At 56.5% G+C, this 23869-nt stretch carries 20 protein-coding genes; 7 read left to right on the top strand and 13 right to left on the bottom strand.

Annotation, left to right across the window (positions count from 1 at the left end):
• Positions 1 to 20: 20 nt before the first annotated feature.
• The 3 genes from fghA to ptrR are packed head-to-tail and all read right to left on the bottom strand — an operon-like array spanning position 21 to position 2953.
• Positions 21 to 863: an S-formylglutathione hydrolase gene (gene fghA, locus ACYF6X_RS12790; protein WP_015377214.1), complete on the bottom strand. Its 843-nt coding sequence runs from the start codon at positions 861 to 863 to the stop codon at positions 21 to 23.
• A gap of 14 nt (positions 864 to 877) precedes the next feature.
• Entirely contained in the window at positions 878 to 2002 is a 1125-nt protein-coding gene (locus ACYF6X_RS12785) for an S-(hydroxymethyl)glutathione dehydrogenase/class III alcohol dehydrogenase (protein WP_063988868.1), read from the bottom strand.
• 30 nt (positions 2003 to 2032) lie between these two features.
• Positions 2033 to 2953: a putrescine utilization regulator PtrR gene (gene ptrR, locus ACYF6X_RS12780; protein ID WP_130018462.1), complete on the bottom strand. Its 921-nt coding sequence runs from the start codon at positions 2951 to 2953 to the stop codon at positions 2033 to 2035.
• Positions 2954 to 3058: 105 nt separating this feature from the next.
• Here ptrR and ACYF6X_RS12775 point away from each other — a divergent pair, with 105 nt between their 5' ends.
• The 7 genes from ACYF6X_RS12775 (at position 3059) to mglC (ending at position 11428) form a co-directional block, all read left to right on the top strand.
• Positions 3059 to 4216, top strand: a complete 1158-nt coding sequence (locus tag ACYF6X_RS12775; protein WP_107227450.1) for a YbfB/YjiJ family MFS transporter — start codon at positions 3059 to 3061, stop codon at positions 4214 to 4216.
• Positions 4217 to 4459: 243 nt separating this feature from the next.
• The gene (gene folE, locus ACYF6X_RS12770; protein WP_004938969.1) at positions 4460 to 5125 is read left to right on the top strand and encodes a GTP cyclohydrolase I FolE; all 666 of its coding nucleotides are present in this window, start codon (positions 4460 to 4462) and stop codon (positions 5123 to 5125) included.
• A 79-nt stretch (positions 5126 to 5204) separates the two neighbouring features.
• Complete coding sequence (gene yeiB / locus ACYF6X_RS12765; protein ID WP_130018463.1) at positions 5205 to 6377, top strand: DUF418 domain-containing protein YeiB; 1173 nt, start codon at positions 5205 to 5207, stop codon at positions 6375 to 6377.
• A 126-nt stretch (positions 6378 to 6503) separates the two neighbouring features.
• On the top strand, positions 6504 to 7541 hold the full coding sequence (gene galS, locus ACYF6X_RS12760) for an HTH-type transcriptional regulator GalS (protein ID WP_107227452.1): 1038 nt from the start codon (positions 6504 to 6506) through the stop codon (positions 7539 to 7541).
• A 264-nt stretch (positions 7542 to 7805) separates the two neighbouring features.
• On the top strand, positions 7806 to 8798 hold the full coding sequence (gene mglB / locus ACYF6X_RS12755) for a galactose/glucose ABC transporter substrate-binding protein MglB (protein ID WP_063988873.1): 993 nt from the start codon (positions 7806 to 7808) through the stop codon (positions 8796 to 8798).
• 99 nt (positions 8799 to 8897) lie between these two features.
• Complete coding sequence (mglA, locus tag ACYF6X_RS12750) at positions 8898 to 10406, top strand: galactose/methyl galactoside ABC transporter ATP-binding protein MglA (RefSeq protein WP_033637724.1); 1509 nt, start codon at positions 8898 to 8900, stop codon at positions 10404 to 10406.
• 11 nt (positions 10407 to 10417) lie between these two features.
• A complete protein-coding gene (gene mglC, locus ACYF6X_RS12745) occupies positions 10418 to 11428 on the top strand; it encodes a galactose/methyl galactoside ABC transporter permease MglC (protein WP_004938953.1) in 1011 nt (336 codons plus the stop codon).
• A gap of 845 nt (positions 11429 to 12273) precedes the next feature.
• Here mglC and sanA read toward each other — a convergent pair.
• The 10 genes from sanA to ACYF6X_RS12695 form a co-directional block, all read right to left on the bottom strand.
• Positions 12274 to 13017 (bottom strand): outer membrane permeability protein SanA, encoded by a 744-nt coding sequence (gene sanA, locus ACYF6X_RS12740; RefSeq protein ID WP_004938948.1) that lies wholly within the window; start codon positions 13015 to 13017, stop codon positions 12274 to 12276.
• A gap of 169 nt (positions 13018 to 13186) precedes the next feature.
• Positions 13187 to 14884, bottom strand: coding sequence for an NAD-dependent malic enzyme (locus ACYF6X_RS12735; protein WP_004938945.1), 1698 nt, complete (start codon positions 14882 to 14884; stop codon positions 13187 to 13189).
• Positions 14885 to 15105: 221 nt separating this feature from the next.
• The gene (gene cdd / locus ACYF6X_RS12730) at positions 15106 to 15990 is read right to left on the bottom strand and encodes a cytidine deaminase (RefSeq protein ID WP_063989314.1); all 885 of its coding nucleotides are present in this window, start codon (positions 15988 to 15990) and stop codon (positions 15106 to 15108) included.
• A 137-nt stretch (positions 15991 to 16127) separates the two neighbouring features.
• Complete coding sequence (locus tag ACYF6X_RS12725) at positions 16128 to 16823, bottom strand: CidB/LrgB family autolysis modulator (protein WP_063989315.1); 696 nt, start codon at positions 16821 to 16823, stop codon at positions 16128 to 16130.
• Positions 16820 to 17227 (bottom strand): CidA/LrgA family protein, encoded by a 408-nt coding sequence (locus ACYF6X_RS12720; protein WP_063989316.1) that lies wholly within the window; start codon positions 17225 to 17227, stop codon positions 16820 to 16822. Before ACYF6X_RS12720 ends, ACYF6X_RS12725 begins: the two co-directional genes overlap by 4 nt.
• A gap of 194 nt (positions 17228 to 17421) precedes the next feature.
• On the bottom strand, positions 17422 to 18741 hold the full coding sequence (locus tag ACYF6X_RS12715) for a hypothetical protein (protein ID WP_197816426.1): 1320 nt from the start codon (positions 18739 to 18741) through the stop codon (positions 17422 to 17424).
• A gap of 60 nt (positions 18742 to 18801) precedes the next feature.
• The gene (locus ACYF6X_RS12710) at positions 18802 to 19965 is read right to left on the bottom strand and encodes an acyltransferase family protein (protein WP_165384409.1); all 1164 of its coding nucleotides are present in this window, start codon (positions 19963 to 19965) and stop codon (positions 18802 to 18804) included.
• Positions 19966 to 20074: 109 nt separating this feature from the next.
• Positions 20075 to 22240: a tyrosine-protein kinase Wzc gene (wzc, locus tag ACYF6X_RS12705; RefSeq protein ID WP_130018790.1), complete on the bottom strand. Its 2166-nt coding sequence runs from the start codon at positions 22238 to 22240 to the stop codon at positions 20075 to 20077.
• A 12-nt stretch (positions 22241 to 22252) separates the two neighbouring features.
• Positions 22253 to 22687 (bottom strand): arsenate reductase/protein-tyrosine-phosphatase family protein, encoded by a 435-nt coding sequence (locus tag ACYF6X_RS12700; protein WP_102984989.1) that lies wholly within the window; start codon positions 22685 to 22687, stop codon positions 22253 to 22255.
• Positions 22688 to 22695: 8 nt separating this feature from the next.
• Positions 22696 to 23832 carry a polysaccharide export protein gene (locus ACYF6X_RS12695; protein WP_130018791.1) on the bottom strand — a complete coding sequence of 379 codons (1137 nt, stop codon included), beginning with the start codon at positions 23830 to 23832 and terminating at the stop codon, positions 22696 to 22698.
• Between the last annotated feature and the right edge of the window lie 37 nt (positions 23833 to 23869).

Genomic DNA, 23869 nt, shown 5'->3' with positions numbered 1-23869 from the left:
ATAACCGCCCGGATTTTTTATCAGCGGAACAGGTGCTCGGCGTGGAAGCGCAGGTGATCTTCCACGAAGGTGGCGATGGTGAAGTAGCTGTGATCGTACCCCGGCTGAATGCGCAGCGTCAGCGGCCAGTCGCGCTGGCGCGCCAGCTCCGCCAACCGCGCCGGCTGCAGCTGGTCGGCCAGGAACTGGTCGTCGTCGCCCTGATCGATAAGGACCGGCATTTTTTCCGCGCCGCTGGCCAGCAGATGGCAGCTGTCATACTGCAGCCACTGGCTTTCGTCGCTGCCCAGATAGGCGGTGAACGCCTTACGGCCCCACGGCACCTGGCACGGGTTGACGATCGGCGCGAACGCCGATACCGAGCGGAAGCGCTGCGGGTTGCGAAACGCCATCATCAGCGCGCCGTGGCCGCCCATCGAGTGGCCGAAGATCGACTGACGATCGCTGACGCTGAAGTGCTGTTCGATCAGCGCCGGCAGTTCGGCGCTGATGTAGTCGTACATGCGGAAATGGCGATCCCACGGCGCCTGGGTGGCGTTCAGGTAGAACCCGGCGCCCTGGCCCAGATCGTAGCCTTCGTCGTTCGGCACTTCGTCGCCACGCGGGCTGGTGTCCGGCATCACCAGCACCAGGCCCAGCTCGGCGGCGATGCGCTGCGCGCCGGCTTTCAACGTGAAGTTCTCGTCGTTACAGGTCAGCCCCGACAGCCAGTACAGCACTGGTGGCGGGTTGTCATCACGCGGCGGCGGCAGGTAGATGCTGAATGTCATGTTGCAATTCAGGCTCTGCGCCGCGTGGCGATAGCGCTGCTGCCAGCCGCCGAACATGCGGTGCTCTTCGAGAAGTTCCAATGACAACGTCATCTCTGCCTCCTGGCTTATTGGTCGAAGTGGATGACGGTGCGGATCGATTTGCCTTCGTGCATCAAATCGAACGCTTCGTTGATCTGCTCCAGCCCCATGGTGTGGGTGATAAAGTCGTTCAGTGCGAATTCGCCGTCCAGATAGCGCTCGACGATGCCCGGCAGCTGCGAACGGCCCTTAACGCCGCCGAACGCCGAACCACGCCAGACGCGGCCGGTGACCAGTTGGAACGGACGAGTCGAGATCTCTTCGCCCGCGCCTGCGACGCCGATGATCACCGATTCGCCCCAGCCTTTGTGGCAGCATTCCAGCGCGGAACGCATCACGTTAACGTTGCCAATGCACTCGAAGGAGAAGTCGACGCCGCCGTCGGTCAGCTCGACGATCACGTCCTGAATCGGCTTGTCATAGTCTTTCGGGTTGATCAGATCGGTAGCGCCCAGCTTGCGCGCCAGATCGAACTTGCTGGTGTTGATGTCGATGCCGATGATGCGGCCCGCGCCGGCCATCTGCGCGCCGATGATCGCCGACAGGCCGATGCCGCCCAGACCGAAGATCGCCACGGTGTCGCCCGGCTGCACTTTGGCGGTGTTCATCACCGCGCCCATGCCGGTGGTCACGCCACAGCCCAGCAGGCACACTTCTTCCAGCGGCGCTTCCTTGTTGATTTTCGCCAGTGAGATTTCCGGCACCACGGTGTACTCGGAGAAGGTGGACGTGCCCATGTAGTGGAAGATCGGCTTGCCATCCTTGAAGAAGCGGGTGGTGCCGTCCGGCATCAGCCCTTTGCCCTGGGTGGCGCGGATCGCCTGGCACAGGTTGGTCTTGCCGGATTTACAGAATTTGCACTCGCCGCACTCCGGGGTATAGAGCGGGATCACGTGATCGCCGACCGCCACGCTGGTGACGCCTTCACCGACCGCTTCCACCACGCCGCCGCCCTCGTGGCCGAGGATTGCCGGGAACACGCCTTCCGGATCTTTGCCGGACAGGGTGTAGGCGTCGGTGTGACAAACGCCGGTGGCGACGATCCGCACCAGCACTTCGCCTTTTTGCGGTGGCATCAGCTCGACTTCTTCGATCTTCAGCGGCTGGTTCGGGCCCCAGGCAACGGCGGCGCGGGTTTTGATCATCTCCATCATAGTCTCCTCAGTGGTTTTCTTTTTAAATCAGGCGATATCGACAACGTCTGATAAATCGTTGGGGGTGCTTTCATCAACAGCGGCGGTTTCCGTCTGTTCAATAATCAATTCTTTCAGCGCGCGCACGTTCGGCCCGAACGCATCGCGGCGCCACAGCAGCCAGGTGGCGGTGTCGGCCACGTCCGGCGGCAGGGTGTGAACCCGGACCCGCTCATGGCCCGGCAGCAGGCTGAGCACCGAATGCGGGATCATCGCCAGCCCGGCGCCGCTGGCGACGCAGGCCAGCATGGCGTGATAGGACTGGATCTCCATGATCTGCCCCGGCCGCGCGCCTTCGCGCTTGAACCAGGCCTCAAGCCGCAGGCGGTAGGAACAGCTGGCGCGAAAGGCGAACAGCGTTTCGCCGTTGGCGTCTTTGGCGCTGTGGATCGGCGCGTGATCGAGACAGGAGATCACCACCATATGTTCAGGATAGGCGATGCAGCCGTTCAGCTCGTCATAAGACACCGGGCCGTCGACCAGCGCCGCGGCCAGCGTGCCGGCGCGCACTCGATCGGCGATTTCGCCGGAGGTGCCGGTGGTCAGCGACAGCGAAACCTGCGAGAAGCGCTGGTGGTAAGCCGCCAGCAGCGAGGGCAGGCGGGTGGCGGCGGTGCTCTCCATCGAACCGAGGGCGAAGTTGCCCGCCGGTTCGCCGGCGTGGGTGATGCTCATCGCCTCGTCGCTCAGCGCCAGGATGCGGTTGGCGTAGCACAGAAAGTTATGGCCCATCGGCGACAGGCGCAGGCGCTGTTTTTCGCGGATAAACAGATCGGCGCCCAGCTCCTGCTCGAGCTGGCGCAACCGGGTGGTCAAATTCGACGGCACGCGGTGCAGCTGCTCGGCGGCGCGGGCGACCGAGCCGGTTTCCGCCACGCAGCAGAACATGCGAAGCTGGGTCAGATCCATAATGTTCTCGTTTCGTGATGAACTTGATAACTATTATTCAGTTTTTGTGAGTTTAATACTGCGGCATGATACTGGCAACTTTCTTTTAACCTTTTGGATACCGGTATGGCTTTACGTATTGCCTTGAGCGGTTTTGCCGCGCTGATCGTCGCGATGGGTATCGGCCGCTTCGCTTTCACTCCCCAGGTGCCGCTGATGATCGCGGAACACCAGTTCAGCCTCACCGGCGCCGGGCTGGTGGCGGCGATCAACTACCTGGGCTACCTGTGCGGCGCCTACGACGCGATGCGCGCCACGCGCCACGTCGAGCGGCGCCTGTGGCTTGGCGTGTGGGGCGCGGTGGCGCTGACGCTGCTGTCGGCGCTGGCGCAGGATGAATGGACGCACGGTGCGCTGCGTTTCGTCATCGGCTGGGCCAGCGGCTGGGCGATGGTACTGGTGGCGGCCTGGACAAACGAGCGGTTGGCGCACTACGGCCGGCCGGCGCTGAGTGCGGCGGTGTTCGCCGGGCCGGGTGCCGGTATCTTCCTCAGCGGCATGCTGGCGGTGGGCATCAACACGCTGGGGCTGACGGCGGCGCAGGCTTGGCTGGTATATGGCGGGCTGGCACTGGTGTTGGTCGGGGGGATTAGCGCCTTTCTGCCGCGCAGCGGTGAGCTGCATCGCCCGGACGTGGCCCCGGAGCCGCTGCTGCTGACGCCGGCGCTCAAACGCCTGGTGTGGAGCTACAGCCTGGCCGGTTTCGGCTACATCCTGCCGGCGACGTTCTTGTCGCAGATGGCGGCCGCGCGCTTTCCCGACAGCCTGTTTGCGCAGTTCGTCTGGCCGGTGTTCGGCGGCGCGGCGGTACTGGGGATCGTTATCGGTATTTTGACCCGCCACCGGCTGACCACCCAGACCCGGCTGGCGATCACGCTGTGGATACAGGCGCTGGGCGTGCTGAGCGCCGAAGTGGTGCCGGGCGTGGCCGGCCTGGCGTTGGGGGCGTTGCTGACCGGCGGCGGTTTTCTCTGCGTGGTGCAGCTCGCCCTTCAGCACGGCCGTGAACTGGCGCCGCGCCATGCGCGTTACATGGCCGGATTGCTGACTACCGGTTATGCGATCGGCCAACTGGTCGGGCCGATGCTGTCGGCGCTGTCGACCGCCTTGACCCATCGACTGGAACCTGCGCTGTACGTGGCGGTGGCGGCACTGTTGGTGGCCGGTGCGCTGATGGTGAATACCCCGGCGCGGCGGTTGGCGCAAAAAACGGCGATGCGGTGATTAAAATCCATACAAAAAACGTGGAATCCTGCAGCCGGCCTGATTGTGCTAAATGCGAATATTTCACCTGCGGATGAAGCACTATCACTGGATAATCGCCGCGCTCTCATCTACAGTGGGGCAAAATCTTGACCGGGTTCACGTTATCCACCACGAAAACTCTGCCGTCACGAGAGCAAGCAATTCGCCGGCCGCACGCCCTACCAGGCCGCCGGCGGGTTCCGTCCGCAGGAGAACAAAGACATGACATCATTAAGTAAAGAAGCCGCGCTGGTGCATGCGGCACTGGAAGAGCGTGGTCTGGAGACGCCGCTGCGCGGGGAAGTGCTGGATCGCGAAACGCGCAAGCGCCGCATCAAAGAGCACATGACCGAAATCATGCAGCTGCTGAATCTCGATCTGTCCGATGACAGCCTGGCGGAGACGCCGCATCGCATCGCCAAAATGTATGTCGACGAGATCTTCTCCGGGCTGGACTACGCCAACTTCCCGAAAATTACCGTCATCGAGAACAAGATGAAGGTGGATGAGATGGTGACGGTGCGTGATATCACGTTGACCAGCACCTGCGAGCACCACTTCGTGACCATCGACGGCAAGGCCACCGTGGCCTATATCCCGAAAGACTCGGTGATCGGCCTGTCGAAGATCAACCGCATCGTGCAGTTCTTCTCCCAGCGTCCGCAGGTGCAAGAGCGCCTGACCCAGCAGATCCTGGTGGCGCTGCAGACTCTGCTCGGCACCAATAACGTGGCGGTATCGATCGATGCGGTCCATTATTGTGTCAAGGCACGCGGCATTCGCGACGCGACCAGCGCCACGACTACCACCTCGCTGGGGGGGCTGTTCAAGTCCAGCCAGAACACCCGTCAGGAGTTCCTGCGCGCGGTGCGCCATCACCAGGGGTGATGGCGTTGCGGGGCGACCCGCACGACGACAACAGGCGCCTGCGGGCGCCTTTTTCATGAGCGGAAGACAGCGATAAAAAATGAACAGTCACCCTCTGCCGCGCATCGCCACGTTGGACTGCGTGCGCGGCATCGCCATCCTCGGCATTTTATTGCTGAACATCAGCGCCTTCGGCTTGCCGAAGGCCGCCTACCTCAACCCGGCCTATTTGGGTATGCCGTCGTCGCGCGATGCCTGGACCTGGGCGCTGCTCGATCTCTTCGCCCAGGCCAAGTTCCTGGCGATGTTCGCGCTGCTGTTCGGCGCCGGGCTGCAAATGCTGCTGCGGCGCGGCAAAAGCTGGATCCGCGCGCGGCTGTCGTGGCTGGTGCTGTTCGGCCTTGCGCACGCCATCTTCCTGTGGGACGGCGATATTCTGCTGGCCTACGGGCTGATCGGCCTGGTGTGCTGGCACATGATCCGCGAAGCCAGGGAAACCTTCCAGCTGCTGAAAACCGGCGTGGTGCTCTACCTGATCGGTGTGGCGGTGCTGCTGCTGCTCGGTTTTATCTCGCACGGTGAACCGGGCAGCTTCTGGCAGCCGGGCGTGGCGGAGCTGCAGTACGAGAAGTTCTGGAAGCTGCAGGGCGGTTTCGAAGCCTGGCGCAGCCGCACCGATTTGCTCTCGTCCAGCCTGCTGGCCATCGGCGCGCAGTATGGCTGGGAGCTGGCGGGGCTGATGCTGTTCGGCGCCGGGCTGATGCGCAGCGGCTGGCTGCGCGGCAGTTATTCCTCCGGCTATTACCTGCGGCAGGCGGCGTGGCTACTGCCGCTTTCGGTGCTGATCCAGCTGCCGGCGGTGGCGCTGCAATGGCAGGTCCACTGGGACTATCGCTGGAGCGGTTTCCTGCTGCAGGTCCCGCGCGAGCTGGGCGCCCCGCTGCAGGCGATGGGCTATCTGGCGCTGTGTTACGGTTTCTGGCCCACGCTGTCGCGCATGCGCATCGCCCACTGGCTGACCCTGGTGGGACGTATGGCGCTGAGCAACTACCTGCTGCAAACGCTGATCTGCACCACGCTGTTTTATCGCTTCGGTCTCTATGAGCAGTTCGACCGGCTGCAGCTGTTGGCATTCGTGCCGCTGGTCTGGCTGGCCAACCTGGCGTTTTCCGCACTGTGGCTGCGTTACTTCGAGCAGGGGCCGATGGAGTGGCTGTGGCGCCGGTTGACGCAGTTGGCCGCCGGCGCAGCGGAACCCAGGGCATTGAAGTGAGCGCCTGCCGGCAGGTTAAAAAAATGTATGTAAACGTTTTCTTTCCTGTGACGTAATTCACGCGAGCAGCGGGCCAATCGGGGTAGGATAGCGCCACCGGCCACTACCCCGATTTCAGGATCCCGCATGCCTCCAGTTCATCCGATCACCATTCGCGACGTGGCGAAACGCGCCGGGGTCTCCGTGGCGACCGTCTCCCGCGTGCTGAACCACAGCGCGCTGACCAGCAAGGAGACGCGCGAGCAGGTGCTGCAGGCAGTGGCGGATCTGGGCTATCGCCCCAACGCCAATGCGCAGGCGCTGGCGACCCAAAGCAGCGATACCCTGGGCGTGGTGGTGATGGACGTCTCCGACCCGTTCTTCGGCGCGCTGGTGAAAGCGGTAGACACGGTGGCGCAGAAACACCACAAATACCTGCTGATCGGCAACAGCTATCATCAGGCGGACAAAGAGCGCCACGCGATCGAAGTGCTGATCCGACAGCGTTGTAACGCCCTGATTGTTCACGCCAAAGCCCTGAGCGACGCCGAACTGATCGGTTTTCTGGAACAGGTGCCAGGCATGGTGCTGATCAACCGGATTATCCCCGGTTATGAGCCGCGCTGCGTCGGGCTGGATAACGTCTGCGGCGCGGAAATGGCGATGCGTCTTTTGCTGTCGCAGGGCCATCGGCGCATCGGTTATCTGGGCTCCAATCACCCGATTGAAGACGGGCCGCTGCGCCAGCAGGGCTATGCGCAGGCGATGACCGCCGCCGGGCTGGCCACGCCCGACAACTGGCGCGCCTACGGTTCGCCGGATCTGCAGGGCGGCGAGGCGGCGATGGTGGAGCTGCTGGGGCGTAATCTACAGCTGAGCGCGGTGTTCGCCTACAACGACGCCATGGCTGCCGGCGCCATGGCGGTGCTGAAAGAAAACGGTATCACAGTGCCGCAGCATTTCTCGCTGATCGGCTTCGACGACATCCCCATCGCGCGTTACACCAGCCCCAAGCTCACCACGGTGCGCTATCCGATCGTCTCGATGGCCACGCTGGCCACCGAGCTGGCATTGCAGGGCGCAGCAGGCCTGGTGGAGCCGCAGGCCGCTCATCTGTTCATGCCGACGCTGGTGCGGCGCCATTCTGTCGCCCCTTGGCAAAGTGAGGCGACGGTCACTCTCTGACGATTTAATCTTGTGTAACCGTTTTCAATCTGTGAGAAAATTCACAGAATATTAACATCACGCCGTCTATGCTCTAGGCGTTTTCCGGCGCAAAGGCCCTTGCCGCTGCAACCTTTATCTCGCGCTGACACAGCATTTCTCGGAAATAACAAGATCCACGGACGACAGGTGTTGAGTGGAAATCGCCTGGCCTGGGGTGTGCGCACTGCCGGTGACCATTGGCTTAAAGACGAGTAATACCCTACACAGAACCGGAGACTGACAATGAATAAGAAGGTTTTCACCCTGGCCGCCCTGGCCGCAGCCATGATGTTTGGCGCCGCAGCCCATGCTGACACCCGTATTGGCGTCACGATTTACAAGTACGACGACAACTTCATGTCGGTGGTGCGCAAGGCTATTGAGAAAGACGCCAAGGCTTCACCGGACGTCACCCTGCTGATGAATGACTCGCAGAACGACCAGTCCAAGCAGAACGATCAGATCGACGTGCTGCTGGCCAAGGGCGTGAAAGCGCTGGCGATTAACCTGGTCGACCCGGCCGCGGCACCGGTGGTTATCGATAAGGCGCGCGCAAACGATATCCCGGTAGTGTTCTACAACAAAGAGCCTTCCCGCAAAGCGTTGGACAGCTATGACAAGGCATATTACGTCGGCACCGACTCCAAAGAATCCGGCGTGATCCAGGGCGAGTTGATCGCCAAACACTGGAAAGCCAACCCGGCCTGGGATCTGAACAAAGACGGCCAGATCCAGTTCGTGCTGCTGAAAGGCGAGCCGGGCCACCCGGATGCCGAAGCGCGCACCACCTACGTGGTGAAAACGCTGAACGAAAAAGGCATCAAGACCCAGCAACTGCAGATGGATACCGCGATGTGGGATACCGCGCAGGCGAAAGACAAGATGGACGCCTGGCTCTCCGGCCCGAACGCCAACAAGATTGAAGTGGTGATTGCCAACAACGACGCCATGGCGATGGGCGCGGTTGAAGCGCTGAAAGCGCACAACAAGACCAGCATCCCGGTGTTTGGCGTCGATGCGTTGCCTGAAGCGCTGGCGCTGGTGAAATCCGGCGCGATGGCGGGCACGGTGCTGAATGACGCCGATAACCAGGCGAAAGCCACCTTCGAGCTGGCGAAAAACCTGGCGGCGGGCAAACCGGCCACCGAAGGCACCCAATATAAAGTCGAAAATAAAGTCGTGCGTATTCCTTACGTCGGCGTAGATAAAGACAACCTGTCTCAGTTTGTTAAATAAGAATTGAGATCCCGCTAAGACCCCGCCGGCGGCGCCAACACCAGGAATACCGCCGGCGGGGATGTTTACGACTGCAAGATCGTTAAGCCAGGTGTATTTATGGCCGATAGCTCACGCGAATTTCTGCTGGAAATGACGGATATCTGTAAGTCATTTCCCGGCGTCAAAGCCTTGGACAATGTCAATTTACGCGTCCGCCCGCACTCGATTCACGCCCTGATGGGGGAGAACGGCGCGGGGAAATCAACGTTGCTGAAATGCCTGTTCGGCATTTACAAAAAAGACAGCGGCAGCATTGTGTTTCAGGGCCGGGAAATCGATTTCAAAAGTTCGAAGGAAGCGCTGGAGCACGGCGTTTCCATGGTGCACCAGGAGCTGAACCTGGTGCTGCAGCGCACCGTGATGGACAACATGTGGCTGGGGCGCTACCCGACCAAAGGCCTGTTCGTCGATCAGGAAAAAATGCTCAAAGACACTCAGGCGATCTTCGACGAGCTGGATATCGACATCAACCCGCGCGAAAAGGTGGGCAACCTGTCGGTATCGCAGATGCAGATGATCGAGATCGCCAAGGCGTTCTCCTACGACGCCAAAATCGTCATCATGGATGAACCGACCTCCTCGCTGACGGAGAAAGAGGTCAATCATCTGTTCACCATCATCCGCAAGCTGAAAGAGCGCGGCTGCGGCATCGTTTATATCTCGCACAAGATGGAAGAGATCTTCCAGCTGTGCGACGAGATAACGGTGCTGCGCGACGGCCAGTGGATCGCCACCCAGCCGTTGGAAGGGTTGGATATGGACAAGATCATCGCGATGATGGTCGGCCGCTCGCTCAGCCAGCGCTTCCCCGACAGGCAGAACACGCCGGGTGAGGTGATCCTCGAGGTGAAAAACCTGACGTCGTTGCGCCAGCCCTCGATCCGCGATGTGTCCTTCGATCTGCACCAAGGCGAGATCCTTGGCATTGCCGGATTGGTAGGCGCCAAACGCACCGATATCGTCGAGACGTTGTTCGGCATTCGCGAAAAGGTGGCGGGCACCATCAAGCTGCACGGCAAGGCGATCGATAACCACAGCGCCAACGAAGCGATCAACCACGGTTTTGCGCTGGTGACCGAAGAGCGCCGTTCCACCGGGATTTACGCCTACCTCGACGTGGGCTTCAACTCGCTGATCTCCAATATCCGCAATTATAAAAACAAACTCGGCCTGCTGGATAACGCGCGGATGAAGAGCGACACCCAGTGGGTGATCGACGCCATGCGGGTGAAAACGCCGGGGCATCACACCCATATCGGCTCGCTGTCCGGCGGTAACCAGCAGAAGGTGATCATCGGCCGCTGGCTGCTGACGCAGCCGGAGATCCTGATGCTGGATGAACCGACGCGCGGCATCGACGTGGGCGCCAAGTTCGAGATTTATCAGCTGATGACCGAACTGGCGAAGAAGGGCAAGGGGATCATTATCGTCTCGTCCGAAATGCCGGAGCTTTTGGGGATCACCGACCGTATTTTGGTGATGAGCAATGGTCAGGTTGCGGGCATCGTTAACACCAAACAGACCTCGCAAAATGAAATCTTACGTCTCGCCTCCCTGCACCTTTAAGGATCGGAATTATGAACGCGCTAAATAAAAAAACCTTATTTACCTATTTCAAGGAAGGCGGCATTTACGTGGTGTTGTTGGTGCTGTTGGCCATCATCATCATTCAGGATCCTACCTTCCTCAGCCTGATGAACCTGAGCAACATTCTGACGCAGTCTTCGGTGCGCATCATCATCGCGCTGGGCGTGGCGGGGCTGATCGTGACCCAGGGCACCGACCTGTCCGCCGGGCGACAGGTGGGGTTGGCGGCGGTGGTGGCGGCCACGCTGCTGCAGTCGATGGATAACGTCAACAAGGTATTTCCGCACATGGAAACCTGGTCGATTCCCCTGGTCATCCTGCTGGTGTGTGCGGTCGGTGCGGTGATTGGCCTGGTTAACGGCCTGATTATCGCCTATCTCAATGTGACGCCGTTCATCACCACCTTGGGCACCATGATCATCGTCTACGGCATCAACTCGCTGTATTACGATTCGGTCGGCGCTTCGCCGGTCGCGGGCTTCGATCCGAAGTTTTCCACCTTTGCCCAGGGGTTCTTGCGCTTCGGTGACTTTAAGCTGTCGTACATTACCTTCTATGCGCTGATTGCCATCATATTCGTCTGGATCCTGTGGACCAAGACCCGCTTCGGCAAGAACATTTTCGCCATCGGCGGTAACCCGGAAGCGGCCAAAGTGTCCGGGGTCAACGTGCCGTTGAACCTGATCATGATCTATGCGCTGTCCGGCGTGTTCTACGCCTTTGGCGGCCTGCTGGAAGCGGGGCGCATCGGCAGCGCCACCAATAACCTCGGCTTTATGTACGAGCTGGATGCCATCGCCGCCTGCGTGGTGGGGGGCGTCTCCTTCGCCGGCGGGGTGGGTACGGTGTGGGGCGTGGTGACCGGGGTGATCATCTTTACCGTCATCAACTACGGCCTGACCTATATCGGCATCAACCCGTACTGGCAGTACATCATCAAGGGCAGCATCATCATCTTCGCCGTGGCGCTGGATTCGTTGAAATACGCCAAGAAGAAGTAGATTTATCACCTCGCAGACAACAAGGTCGGCCTATTGCCTAATGCTGGTCAGTTAGCGTTTTTCTGAACGTATTTGTGCAGTTTTCGGTCGATAAAGGTGAGATGCGCCATGAGACTCATACGCCTCGACCGAGCCAGGGGCCGAAGGCGCGGCCCCTGGCAACCCGCGCCTTTGCCCTATCAGACGGTTGGCTTTGCCAACTTCCCTCTCTCCGCCATAGCGCATTGAGGCCGGTTGCGACAGGCGTCCCTGCCTGTCTCACCTGAAACCGCCGTCCATGGCGGTTTCTCCTAATGCGCTATGCCTGCGTTCGGCGTCTTCAAGGGCGTCCAATACCGTGCTCATCTCCAATTCCTCTTCTCTGCCATAACCTCATGAAGTACGGGTTGCCCGGTAGCTGCCAGCACGGGTGTTGACCTTTGGCGCGCATCACCGGCTGCCGAGCAAGACGGCGTTGTCAGGGGCAACCGGGCAGGGAAGGTCGGTTGAGGCGAGACTAACAGGGACGTTTGTCGCAGCCGACCCGCCCGACAATGCAGACGCGGCGAGGACAAATCTGCCGGGAGCAGATTTGAACGCTGCTTGCAGCGGCCCCGAAGGGGCGAGGCCCAGGATGGGCCGAGTAATTTCCGCATAGCGGACAGACGGTGTTAAGCAAGGGCGCGGGTGGAGGGGCCTCGCCTTCGGCCCTCCAATTGCCGTTCATTGTAGTAACAGAGAAATTCGGGGTATTTACGGCAATTCATCCTGCACGTCACGTAAAGAGACTGGATAAAAAATACCAGTCAGGCTTAAGTGACCGGTATTAGGCCTATTGCCGGCCTTTCTGTTGGGCGTTTGCCGCGTCAGGGCTGTTTGGCTTTCTGCTTCTCTTCTTTCAGCTTGTGCTCCAGCTCCACCAACTGTTCCGGTGACACGGCGGGATAGCCTTGGGCGTCTTCCGGCACGGTGTGCATGGCGGAGATCGGGATCAGCGGGCCGAGGAAGCGCGGTTCGCGCTTGAGGATGTACAGATCGGTCAGCGCGCCCAGGCGAGCGAAGATCTCGCGGGCGCGGACCGTCATCATGTCTTTCGGCGACGGCACCGCGTAGCACTGCGCCTGAATGCCCATGTGCAGGGCGATGAACAGCGCGCGCTCGCAGTGGAAACGCTGGGTGATGATGATGAAATCGTTGGTATCGAACACCTTGCGGGTGCGCACGATGGAGTCCAGGGTGCGGAAACCGGCGTAGTCCAGCACGATATCGCTCGGCGCCACGCCGGCGGCGATCAGATCGCGACGCATGGTCATCGGCTCGTTATAGCTTTGCTGGGCGTTGTCGCCGCTCAGCAGCAGGTATTTCACCTTGCCGCTGTTATAGGCGTTGATCGCCCCCTGAATGCGGTAACGGTAGTACTGGTTGATCACCCCGGTGCGGTAATACTTGGCGGTGCCGAGCACCACGCCGACCTGGCGGTGCGGCAATTCCTGCAGTTCGTCGTAGACGTAAGGCGCGGTTTTCCAGCTGATCCAGCGATCCAGCGCAATAGCCGAACCCATCAACACCGCAATGATGATGAACAGGCTGATGATCAGGCGTTTCCACATGTTGTTGCCTTACGCGCGCCGGGCTGAAAAAGATGGATCAAGGCTACTTTACCTGACCGATCGACGCAAGACGCGAACCGCCTGAAGCACGCGCAACGCCGCATTTTTAGGCGGTTTTGCCGCACAAAAAAGCCCGGCGGAGCCGGGCTGGGTCATTTCAGCGCGCCAATCAGAACGAAGTGCGCTTGTAGCTGCGGTACTGCGGCCGCCAGAAGTTGTGCTCGATGGCTTTCGACAGCGCGTCTTCGGAGGTGACGATCGCCACACCCTGCAGCTGCGCCGCTTTACCCACTTCCATGGCGATGCACTTCGACACGCCCTGAATATCGTCGATATTCGGCAGCAGTGCGCCGTGGCCGTCGGTGGCCAGCGGCGAACAGTCCGCCAGCGCGCGGCTGGCAGCCATCAGCATGGCGTCGGTGACGCGGGTGGCGCCGGAGGCCAGCACGCCGAGACCAATCCCGGGGAAGATGTAGGAGTTGTTGCACTGGGCGATCGGGTACAGCTGCTCTTTATAGCTCACCGGTGCGAACGGGCTGCCGGTCGCTACCAGGGCGGCGCCGTCGGTCCAGTTGATGATGTCTTCCGGACGGGCTTCCACGCGCGAGGTCGGGTTGGACAGCGGCATCACGATAGGGCGCTCGCAGTGCTTATGCATTTCGCGGATCAGCTCTTCGGTAAACAGCCCCGGCTGGCCGGACACGCCGATCAGAATGGTCGGCTTGGCATTGCGCACCACGTCCAGCAGCGAAATGGCGTCGCTGGCGGTTTCCCAACCGGCCAGGTTGTCGCTCTTCTGCACCAGCTTGCTCTGGAAATCGAGCAGGTTCGGCAGTTTGTCGGTCAGCAGGCCGAAGCGGTCGACCATGAACACGCGGGCGCGCGCTTCGTCTTCGCTCAAGCCTTCGGACTTCATCTGCGCGATGATCTGCTCGGCGATGCCGCAGCCGGCGGAACCGGCACCGAGGAAGGTGACGGTCTGATCGCGCAGCTGGCTGCCGGCGGCGCGGCTGGCGGCGATCAGGCTGCCGAGGGTCACTGCGGCAGTGCCCTGAATGTCATCGTTGAAGCAGCAGATCTCATCGCGGTAGCGATTCAACAGCGGGGTGGCGTTGTTCTGCGCGAAGTCTTCGAACTGCAGCAGCACGTTCGGCCAGCGGCGTTTGACCGCCTGAATAAACTCTTCGACGAAGGCGTGGTACTCCTCGCCGGAGATGCGCGGATGGCGCCAGCCCATGTACAGCGGATCGTTGAGGCGCTGCGGGTTGTTGGTGCCGACGTCCAGCACCACCGGCAGCGTGTAGGCCGGGCTGATGCCGCCGCAGGCGGTGTACAGCGACAGTTTGCCGATGGGGATACCCATGCCGCCGATACCCTGGTCGCCCAGACCGAGAATGCGCTCGCCGTCGGTGACCACGATCACCTTGACGTTCTGCTTGGTGGCATTTTGCAGCATGTCATCGATGCGATCGCGGTTCGGGTAGGAGATGAACAGCCCGCGCGCGCGGCGGTAGATATCGGAGAAGTGCTCACAGGCCTCGCCGACGGTCGGGGTGTAGATGATCGGCATCATCTCGCTCAGGTGCGAGTCCAGCAGGCGGTAGAACAGGGTTTCGTTGGTGTCCTGGATGTTGCGCAGGTAGATGTGCTTGTCGTTATCGTTCTTGAAATCCTGATACTGACGGTAGGCGCGTTCCACCTGTTCTTCGATGGTTTCCACCGCTTCCGGCAGCAGGCCGTGCAGGTTGAAGTGGCTACGTTCTTCCTCGGTGAAAGCGCTGCCTTTGTTCAGCAGCGGAAATTCCAGCAGAATCGGGCCGGCGTAAGGGATGTAGAGCGGGCGTTTGCTTTCGTATTCTAGTTCCATCAGTTTTACTCTTCACGTATCAGATAACTTTATTGCCGACGATCCTAAGAGATAAAGAGAAGATGTACAGCATTTGTTGCCAGATGATGAACCAGGTTGGCGTAATTATCGACAATCAAATGATTTTTTAACTAAAGAAAGTCTCTCTGGCGGCGTTGGGGCATTGTATTTGGCGGGCGGGGCTGTTAGCGGCGGAACCGGATGGCTCCGCCGTGGTGCGCTTAGAACGCGGCGCGGCTGACGTTTTGGCAGCCCAGTGCCGCCAGCGTGGCGCGGGTGGCGTCCCACTGGCTGAGGATCGCCTCTTGCGGTTCGACCAGCACGGCGCGGCGGATGTTCAGACAATCGCCGCCGGAGAGGTTCAGCAGGATCAGCGCGGCCTGCAACGGCGGCAGGCTCGGGTTGAAGGCGGCGTTTTCTGCATAGCGGCCGGCGTAGAGGTTACCGTCCTGCGTTTCCAGCGCCACGCCGCTGTGGGCGTTGCTGTACGGTGCGTGGCTCTGATTGGCCGCCGCCAGCGCCGCCTGCGTCAACGCATCGTCCAGCGCCAGCCGGTGGCCGTGATCGACCTTGTCCATCAGCAGCGAAGCGATATCCAGATCTTTCGGGCCGAAGGCGTCCGGCAGATAGTCCGCCAGCGTGGCCGGCGCGCGGCCCGGCAGACGGATCTGCAGATCGCCGCCGCTGTTCAGCTCATTCATAAACTGACGGCAATGGCCGCACGGCGTGTAGTTGACGGTGACCGAAGCCAGTGCCGGTTCACCGCGCAGCCAGGCATGGGTAACCGCGCACTGTTCCGCATGCACGGTTTGCTGCAGCGGTGCGCCGCTGAATTCCATATTGGCACCGAAATAGAGGTTGCCACTTTGCCCGCGTGCGATGGCACCGACGTGGAAGTGCGATATTGGGGTTAACGAGCAGGCCGCCGCCAGCGGCAGCAGCGCGAATGCCAGCGCATCATCGTCCAGTCCGCAGCCTGTGCGGATCGCCGCCGCTTGCTCGGCCGTGAACATCGCCGGAAAGTCAGGCGCGTCCAGATAGGGCTGCAGGGCGGATTGCAGTGTCGCGGGCAGTGCGCTGAACGCGGTGTGAAAACGCGGATGCATAGAAAGTCTCTCTACAGGTTAACGGGATAACATTCTAGGCAGGCCAGAGACATTAAAGTGTGATTAATGTCTCTTAATCGATGAAATTAATGCAATGAGATACATAAATGCGAGATGTATCGCAAGTTTCAACGTATTCAACCGAACAGATGCAGCAGCACCGGGAACAGGAACGGCGCCAGCAGCGAGGTGATAATGCCGCAGATCACCAGCGCCAGCGAGCCGAAAGCGCCTTCCTGGTAGTCCATCTCCGCGCAGCGTGCGGTGCCCAGCGCGTGGGATGCGGTGCCCATCGCCAGGCCGCGCGCCGAGTGGGTGGTGATTTTCAACAGGTTGAACAGCGTATGGCCGAGCACGGCGCCGAGGATACCGACGAAAATGACACAGACCGCGCTGATCGCCGGAATGCCGCCGAGCGAGTCCGCGACGGCCATGGCGATCGGCGTAGTGACCGATTTCGGCAGGATAGAGGCGGCGATTTCCGGCGTGGCGCCCAGCCACAGGGCGATGGCGCCGCCGCTGATCATGGCGGTCAGGCTGCCGATGAAGCACACCGCGATAATCGACTTCCAGCGCGCGCGGATCTGGTGCAGCTGTTCATACAGCGGGAAGGCCAGCGCGACGACCGCCGGCTGCAGCAGATCGTTGAGGATTTTGCTGCCCTGAAAGTAGCGCTCATAGGAGATGCCGGTGAGTAGCAGCAGCGGGATGATCACCGCCATGGACACCAGCAGCGGGTTGAGCAGTGGCATGTTCAGCTTACGCGCCAGCCAGCGCGCGGCGAAATAGACCGCCAGCGTTAGCGGCAGCGACCACCAGATTTCATGGATCATGGGTTACCCTCCGTGTCGTCGGGCTTACCGACGATGCGACGCTCGCGGTGAAAATAGTGTGAGGTATAGCCGACCACCACCAGCACCATCAGCGTGCTGATGAGGCAAGAAATAACCAGTGGGCCCAGATGCGCGACGATCTGGTCATAGTATTTCATCACCCCGACGCCGATCGGCACGAACAGCAGCACCATGTAGCGGATCAGCAAATGGCAGCCGGGTTTGACCCATTTGGCCGGCATAATTTGGGTAGAGAGCAGGGCGAACAGCAGCAGCATGCCGAGGATGCTGCCGGGAATGGCGAACGGCAGCAGCGCCGCCAGCGCGTTGCCGACGAACAGACAAAGATAGATGAGGAGCAGGGCTCTCAGGTATTTCCAGCACAGTGTGAGCACGTTGGCCATTGTCTTTTCCCGTTTAACTGATGCATTCATCATACAATTAAGTTGGGCAGTGTGCTATAGCTCACAAAAAATCATGACAGGGAGGAGTGCAGCAAGGAGGGGGGGTAAGAGGAGAGCAAACCAGCAACCCTCTGCATGCATTGTTCATGAGCAGAGTGTTGCTGGTTTGTAACAATATAAAGATAAAGGCGATCTCAATAGGGTTGGTGTTCCACACCTGCAGAATTAAGCGCGCGTTGCTCGTCCAAAGACTTCCTATGAAGCACAAATGGAATGGCGACGAACAGTATCAGCAGAATGTTGTTCGGGAAGTTTCCGAGTCCAAGGTTATAGAACAGTTCGATAGTGAGCGTAAAGAACACAAAATATCTGGCGCCGAAAATGTCAAAATGCTTGATCTTGTACAACTTGAATTGCAAGTAGACCATCAGAGCAAGATAAGTGAAGAAGCCAACAAATCCATAGTTGCTGACCATATAGATATAGGCGCTATCAATAGGTATTGCTTGTATTCCATAGAGTGACTTATCGAGACCGAAGGTACCATTCAGACCCAAGCCTGCACCGAAAAGAATTTTTCCCGTTGAGTCCAGGTCTGAGAGGATCTTTAAATGTTCCCAGACGCGCAGGTAAATTGAGTTGTACGCCGCATTTTCATTATATTTTCTAACAATTTCATAGACATCATAGCTATGCGTTGAGTAACAGAACATTGAGAATATGACGAGCCCCATGCAGAACACGATAATGCCCGACGTTCTTCTGAATAGAAACTCAATCACTTTAGTCAGCAAATACACCAATGCAGCCAAAATGGCTGTCTTATATGTTGTGCAGATGATGGCAACGATAAATAACGGCGAGAAGAACAATGGCCAGCGTTTACCTGCGAATAGCTTCCGTGCTTCGAATGACACAACCAAGCAGAAAAACATGAGCACACCGGACATGGTGAAAGCAAGCTGGAACCCGATGGCCCGGATATTGCCTTCGGTCGAGTTTAATCGAACGCCGCTGTCACTTCCCCATTCACCGGCGCTTAAGCCAAGTAGCCCCATGAAGGAATCTGGGAAAAGTTGCTGAAGAATAATCGCAACGGCATTGAGCCCGCCCAAGAAAAACATCATCTTGGCAACGCTCATGCAGAGGGCTTCGAGATCCTGCAGCGATTGTTTAGATAAAATGATCAATACTGCGATTAAAAAAAGCATTGGCAGTACATCAAACTTCAACTGATAAAAAACAATAAAATTTTTACTGTTGAAATTTGTCGCGATAGTGAGAATCGCAAAGATGAGAATAGCTAAAAGTATTATTGTCGGTATGATTGATTTTGCACTGATTCGGCCACCTGAGTAGCAAATGGCAACAACCAACATTAAGGCCATGAAGGCTTCTTTCCAAAGCTTCAATATGGCCATATTCAATACTACGGATGCCAGACTCACGACACCCGAAAAGAAAGAGATAAATAAAAAAAGCAGTAAAAATCTATTTGGAAGATACGTTCGCATTATTTTCATTGCAAAGCTCTGCGCATGAATATCTAATATTCTGTTTCAATTCAGTGAAAATTACTGAGTAGACTGCTGGTTAGTATCATTTTGCACTGTGTGATTTATTTGGCATTTCTTTCCATATCTTATGGATCTTTTTTCAATGCTATCGTATGACAGCTTCGATACGAATAGAATGACGGCAAGAAAACAAAAAACAAGGATGTTGTTAATCGTAGCATTGCCTAGGTTTATATATCTTATTGGATTTCCGTACGGATTAGTTTGAGAGTAGCTTAGTTCAACGCCCAATAGTTTTGATAGTATCATCGCGCCACTGACCATCAGGAAAATTATTGCTGCATGGGTCATATAAATGGAAAATGAATGTTTACCCAAGTTTTGGAAGAACGTCGATTTTAACAATGACGAGAAGATACCGAATTCACCAGAGAAAATAATAATAGCTAAGCCATACAGTATACTGACGGTAACACCCTTGTTTTCGATAGGTAAAGTCATACAGAAGAAACAGGCAAGGATAATGGCCATTTCCAGTAGAGACGCCACATACTTGTTGATATTTATATTGGCTATTCTTGAGTGAATAAAGTAAATGAGCGAGCCAAAAAAGAAACAAGAGATACCGCGGAATGCATCATCTTTAAGCAATAGATTATGACTCAGCAAAGAGTAAAAACCCCATACTGACAGCAGTGCGAATAGCGCGATTGCGATACTTTTCCTGTCATTGCTGAAGAAGAGGACGCCACCAAAAACAAGATAAAGGTAATACTCTACACTGATGCTCCATGAAGGGTAGTTAAAGGAGAGACTCTCGGCGGAAGGAATCCAGGATTGCAGCAGCAACAGATTAGGAATGAATTCCGTTGGTGCACTCAGTTCCGTAAATGCCGGCTTATTAAAGTAAAATCCATAATTTTGAGCAGCGAGTTTCCCAAACTCGAAAAGCAGGAATACGAGCAGCATAATAATATGAAGTGGGAAAAGTCTAAAACTGCGGCTGATGACGAAATTAGCCAGAGTGATTTTGTTGAAGTCTCGGCTAAAATAACTGTGAGTTAATACAAAACCGCTAAGGATAAAGAAGAATTCAACCATATAGGTGGAATTTCTAAATATAGCCCATTCAGTAATGCTGCCAGTGACATTCAGATGATGTAAAGCCACACAAAGCGCACATATTCCCCTAAAACTATCCAAAACAGTATATCTTTTCATCAACACTCCGAAGTGAAAGGGGGCTCTATTAATAATTATTTTTTTGCTCAGTGCGGGATAAACACAAATTGCACCCGGAATATAAAATTCGCGGGTGCATAATAGACTATTAGCTATTGTTTTTGTAACTGTAGTTATAATATCCATAGCCGCCGTAGTAGCTACTGGCGCGCTTTTCAATGGCGTTGAGAATGACGCCGCGAGTATCGATCCCATTCTGTTGGAAACGGTTGATACTGACTTCAATTTCTTTAGCGGTGTTGACGCCGAAGCGCGCTACCATCAGAACAGTACCCGCCATGCGCCCGATAATCGAAGAGTCAGTCACGGCAAGCACCGGAGGCGTATCGATCAGCACGATATCATAATGTTCACTAGCCCATTTTAATAACGCACTGCAGCGATCATTCATCAACAACTCAGATGGGTTCGGCGGGATCTGGCCACGTGGAATAAAGTCCATATTATCAACGCTGGTTTTTCGCACGGCTTGCTCAGCGGTAGTCTGCCCGGACAGGATATCAGAGAGACCATTATTCCAATTGACGTTAAGCAGGGCGTGTGAGTAGCCTTTACGCATGTCGGCGTCGATGACCAGTATACGTTGTCCTGATTGGGCAATAACGGCTGCCAGGTTTATGCTGACAAATGTTTTACCAATATTAGGACTTGCCCCGGAAATCATTAAGATATTGTTTTTTGATTCGAGCATGGCGAAGTGAAGGCTGGTTCGCAGGCTGCGAATCGCTTCAATGGCCAGGTCGGCAGGGTTGCCTATTGCCAGCAGTGAATCTGAACGCGTGTTTTTCTTTTTGCCGCCCCGCAGTAACGTTTCACGGTCTGACTTTTGTTGCCACTCAGACAGAGGAATACTGGCATACACATTGATACCGCGCTCTTCCAATTCTTCTGAGTTTTCTACGCCGCGATGCAGCATATTTTTCAAGAGAACGAGTGCTGAAGAGACAATAAAACCGACGATCGTCACTAACAAGACAATCAGCGTTTTCTTCGGCGCGACAGGGCGTAATTGGGTCACAGCCGAGTCGACAATGCGGACATTACCTACGGTGCTCGCTTTGGTGATGCCGAGTTCCTGCTGTTTGTTCAGCAACTGCATGTAAATCTCTTGCCCAGCCTGAACATCACGGGTTAATTTCAGAATCTCTTGCTGCGTTTTAGGCATGCCTGAAACGCGTTTGTTCAGTTTCTCTTTCTCGTTTTGCAGTGTCTTGCGTTTTTCCAATAGTGCGCGATAGGCAGGGTGTTCCTTCGTGTAGAGCTTGGAAATCTCCGCTTCTTTGAAGGTCAATTCATTCAGCTGGGATTCAACGGAAACAATGGTATCGAGAACCGACTTGGCTTCCAAAGACAAATCTACAGAGTCATTGGCTTGGCGGAACTGATTAAGCTTACTTTCCGCCGCATCGAGTGAACTGCGAACATCGGGAAGCTGTTTTTCAAGAAACTGCAGGCTCTTACCCGCTTCTTCAGATTTACGCTCGACGTTTTGCAGCAGGTAATTCCTGGTGATGCTGTCGAGAATTTTTCGTACCGAAGACGCATTTTCCCCTGTAAAGCTCAAGGCCAAGACACCGGTATCCTTGCCTTTATCTTCAACAACCAGTGATTTCAGCAGAGCGTTGATAGCGGAAAGCTGTGGTACACGTGTTAGCGTGAATACGGTGCCAGGTTTACCGAGATAGGAGCTGACCAGCAGCGTGACGCCGTGGGCTTGCGCAAACTGCCCGATCTGGCCTTTGAGAACCTCGGTGCCATCGAAATCCAGCACATACTCTTTGTCGTTGACAACGGTGAGTTCCAGAGGTTTATCCAGCATATATTCTGGCACAGTGAAACGAGACAAGGCGATCTGTGCCGGCTCTTCATTGGTCAGACGAGCCCAGCCTCGGCCAAAGATCGGAAAGTATTTTTGCTCTATCACCGTTTCCAGATCGAGATCGTCAACCGTTTTGCCTGTTACCAGTCGAGATTTGATCAACTCGATTTCAGTGCTGGACATCGGCTGGCTGTTAGGAAGCATTTCAGACAAGTTGTTCAGAATTGAATTGCCAGCATTCTGTTCCACCTGGACCAATGCATCCGCCTGATATACGGGCGTTGAAAATAGTACATAAATGATACTGGCTACAGAAAATAATGCCGTGATTGCAATAATAAGCCAGCGATTATCTATCAATGTACCGAACAAACGACCGAGGTCGATCTCTTCACTTCTATTGTCTGTGCTTCGGCTACGAATATTGTCTGTCATTGTCATCTCTGGTTATTTATTTAAAACAGTTGCCCATTTCTTTGCCGATTCGTCCAGTTGGCGATAGACGAAATCAAACGCCTCGGCGCTTTTCCCATAGGGATCGGGGATGTCCTTTTGCGCAAGCCAGTGAGCAAAAAGCATGGTTTTCCCCCTGACTTCAGGCGCCAATCGGCAGACGCCGTCGATGTGTTTCCTCTCCATGACCAAGATAAGGGAATATTCGCGGCAGAGTTCTTTAGTCAGTTGGGTGCCTGAATGGTGCTCCAGCGATAGGCCGTTTTGTTCGGCAACAGCCATAGCTGAAGGGTCTGCTGGATGGCCGACCATGGCCCCTAGACCCGCAGAGGCGATTTTTTTATGGGGCAGAAGACGTTTTAACATCCGTTCGCCAGTCGGCGAACGGCAAATATTCCCCACACATACGACGAGAATCGAATCAAACATAGCTACCTCTACGGCCAGTTACGAATACGCAACGAACCTTCGCTCAGATTGTTGAAGCTTTCTATGGTTGGGTAGAGTTGGCCAATCAGACGGTTCCATCTTGCGATAGGCGCTGCTGTCACATAGACCACGTCATAAGGCTGTAGACGGAACTCGGCGCCCATCACAAAGGCGGTTGCATCCGACAAGTTCAACTGATAGATATCCGCCAGCTTTTTCCCTTGCGTTCCGCGAAGAGGGCGGATAACAAAGATGCCGGTAGCGTCAGCGATATTTTGCTCCAGGCCGTTGCCGTTGCCTAAGGCTTCGGTCAGGGTCATACCGCTGCGATCCATCTTCAGGGTCGATTGATTTTTCACTTCACCCATCACGAAGACTTTCAGATCGTCGTTACGCGGGATGTAGAGAATATCACCCGGATACAGCAGCCGGTTTTGCATCAAATCGCCATTCTGCATGAGCTGTTGCAGAGAGATACGTTCTTCTTTGCCATTGTGGGTGAGAATAACGTTACGCCAGTCGGCATTCTCGGTCAGGCCTTCTGCGTTATTGATCGCGTCGAGAATCGTTAGCGGCACGTTAGTGATAGGCTGCTGGCCTGATTTAGCGACTTCGCCGGTCACGTAGGCTTTTTGCGAACGGAAGGCAGCGATGCTGACATCCACTTGCGGGCTCTCGATATATTGCGCCAGGCGATTAGCTATTTCAGTGCGGATTTGCGTCACGGTTTTGCCGACAACCCTGACCTTGCCGATATAAGGATAGAATATCGTGCCGTCTGAATGCACCCAGTTCCCGGTATCGCTGGCACTGCGGTACTGGCCTGCAGGCGTTGTCAGCTCTGGGTGATCCCAAACTGTTACGTTGAGGACATCGCCAACACCAATTTTATATTCGTAACTGCGTAGAGCGTTATCGAGAGAGGAGTTAGGTTGAGCGACGACGGGAATCGGCCGCATTTTCTCGATTAGCTTGGGCGTTAGTGGGTAAATATTGACCAGGTCATCGATTTTGTAATCAGCATCATCTTGTTTTACAACATTTTTTCCTGAGGTGGAAAGATGTGTACCCGGAATAACGGTACAGCCGCTGAGCATACTAAGCGAAACGAGTATGGAAATTAATTTAAGTTGTCGGTTAGCCATCTAGTTATCATCACTTTCAATGTAAATATCATTACAA

The sequence above is a fragment of the Serratia sp. ID 25-353 genome (assembly GCF_054792795.1).
Note: the sequence above shows the minus strand (reverse complement) of the source record. Positions and strands in the feature narration are given on the sequence as shown.